3 protein-coding genes are annotated in these 2,407 nt (G+C 71.2%); 2 read left to right on the plus strand and 1 reads right to left on the minus strand.

Annotated elements, in window-relative coordinates; all coding sequences use genetic code 11:
* A partial coding sequence (locus AOK11_RS33400) for a M1 family metallopeptidase (protein WP_055597423.1) occupies positions 1-1,217 on the plus strand: 1,217 nt, incomplete at its 5' end.
* A gap of 162 nt (positions 1,218-1,379) precedes the next feature.
* On the opposite strand, the gene AOK11_RS33405 is transcribed toward AOK11_RS33400, so the two are convergent.
* Positions 1,380-1,955 (minus strand): TerD family protein, encoded by a 576-nt coding sequence (locus tag AOK11_RS33405; RefSeq protein WP_055597424.1) that lies wholly within the window; start codon positions 1,953-1,955, stop codon positions 1,380-1,382.
* A 145-nt stretch (positions 1,956-2,100) separates the two neighbouring features.
* Between AOK11_RS33405 and arfB the strand changes: the two genes are divergently transcribed.
* The coding region (arfB, locus tag AOK11_RS33410) for an alternative ribosome rescue aminoacyl-tRNA hydrolase ArfB (protein WP_055597425.1) at positions 2,101-2,407 on the plus strand (307 nt) is incomplete at its 3' end.

Genomic DNA, 2,407 nt, shown 5'->3' on the forward strand with positions numbered 1-2,407 from the left:
CCGGCACCGCGACGGTCACCGCCCGAGCGACCGAGGACCTGACCGCGCTGAACCTGGACCTCGAGGGCCTGGACGTCGAGCGGGTCACCGTCGACGGCGGTACCGCCCGCTGGCGGCGCGCCGGTCAGGAGCTGACCGTCCGGCCGGCGAAGCGACTGGACCGGGGCCGGACGTTCCGGGTGGTCGTCCGCTACTCCGGCGCCCCGGTGACCGTCACCGACCCGGACGGCTCCGAGGAGGGCTGGCTGCGCACCGCGGACGGGGCGGTGGCGCTGGGCCAGCCGACGGGCTCGATGGCGTGGTTCCCGGGCAACCACCACCCCTTCGACAAGGCGACGTACACCGTCACGGCGACGGTGCCCAAGGGCCTGCGGGCGGTGTCCAACGGCGAACCCGCGGGGGAGCGGACCAAGGGGGACCGGACGACCTTCACCTGGCGTACCACCGAGCCGATGGCGAGCTACCTCGCCGTGCTCGCCGTCGGCCGGTACGAGACCGGCCGCACCACGACCCGCGACGGCCTTCCCGTCCACACCGCCGTCGATCCGCGGCAGGCGGCGGCGAGCCGTGCGGTGCTGGCGCGGCTCCCGGAGGCCGTGGAGTGGGCGGAGGACTGGTTCGGCCCGTACCCCTTCTCCTCGGCGGGAGCGATCGTCGAGCGTCCCGAGGACGCCGGGTACGCCCTGGAGACCCAGAACCGGCCCGTGTTCGCCGGGGCGCCCAGCACCCTGCTCCTGGTGCACGAGCTGGTCCACCAGTGGTACGGCAACTCCGTCACGCCGAAGACCTGGCGGGACATGTGGCTCAACGAGGGGTTCGCGACCTACGCGGAGTGGCTGTGGCGGGAGGACCACGGGGACGGCACCGCCCAGGAGACCTTCGACGCCCTGTACGCCGGGACGTACTTCCCCGACGCGGAGACGAACGAGGCGGTCTGGTCGTTCCCGCCCGCGCGGCCGCCCGACGCGGCGCACATCTCCGGTGTCCCCGTCTACCAGCGCGGCGCGATGGTCCTGCACAGGATCCGGCGGACGGTCGGCGACGACGCCTTCCGCGCCCTCCTCCGCGGCTGGGCGGCGGAGCACCGCCACGGCAACGCGGACACCGCCGGCTTCACTGCGTACGTGGAGAGGTCGGCCCCGGACAAGGACTTCGACGGAATCTGGTCGGACTGGTTGTACGGGGAGGGGAAGCCGGTACGGCCGTCCAAGCCCTGAAGCCCTGAAGACCCGGAGTCCTGAAGACCCGGAGTCCCGAAGACCCGGAGTCCCGAAGACCCGAAGCTCCGTAGTCCTGGAACAGGCCCTGCCCGTGCCGGAGCCCCCGGCCGCCGACAAGGAGGCGGGCCGGGGGCTCCGAAGCGCGGCGCGGGGCGTCCGTCAGACGTTGACGCCGAAGTCCTGGGCGATGCCCGTCAGGCCCGAGGCGTAGCCCTGGCCGACGGCGCGGAACTTCCACTCGGCACCGTTGCGGTACAGCTCGCCGAAGACCATGGCGGTCTCGGTGGCCGCGTCCTCGGACAGGTCGTAGCGGGCGATCTCGGCGCCGCCGGCCTGGTTGAGGATGCGGATGTACGCGTTGCGCACCTGGCCGAAGTTCTGGCTGCGGTTCTCGGCGTCGTAGATCGAGACCGGGAAGACGATCTTGTCGATGTCCGCCGGGAGGCCGGCCAGGTTGACGTTGATCTGCTCGTCGTCGCCCTCGCCCTCACCGGTGCGGTTGTCGCCGGTGTGGACGATGGTGTTGTCCGGGGTCTGCTTGTTGTTGAAGAAGACGAAGTGACCGTCGGAGTACACCTTGCTCTGCGGGTTGACCGCGATCGCGGAGGCGTCGAGGTCGAAGTCCGTGCCGGTGGTGGTGCGGACGTCCCAGCCGAGGCCCACGGTGACGGCGGTCAGGCCCGGAGCCTCCTTGGTGAGCGAGACGTTGCCACCCTTGGACAGGCTTACAGCCATTGTTGGGAGTCCCTTCCCTCGTGTACGTACGGCTACGAAGCTACAGCTACCTCTCTGAACGCGAGAGGAGCACGCGAGGTTCCAGGTGGCTTTACTTTCTTTACCCGGGATATTCGGGTGACGCGGACCGGTCAGGGGCGGGACCATGGACGGCATGTCCGGTCCCCATGTCATCCGCGGCTCCGTCCTCCTGCCCGAGGCCGAGCTCCTGTGGCGTTTCTCGCGCTCGTCGGGGCCCGGCGGGCAGCACGTGAACACCACCGACTCGCAGGTCGAGCTGCGTTTCGACCTCGCCGCCACCGAAGCGCTGCCCGAGGTGTGGAAGCAGCGGGCGCTGGAGCGGCTGGCGGGGCGGCTGTCCGACGGTGTCGTCACCGTCCGGGCCTCCGAGCACCGCTCCCAGTGGCGCAACCGCGAGACCGCCGCCGTGCGCCTCGCGGCGCTCCTCGCCG

It is taken from the genome of Streptomyces hirsutus, from assembly GCF_001418415.1.
In the GTDB taxonomy this organism is placed as follows: domain Bacteria; phylum Actinomycetota; class Actinomycetes; order Streptomycetales; family Streptomycetaceae; genus Streptomyces; species Streptomyces hirsutus.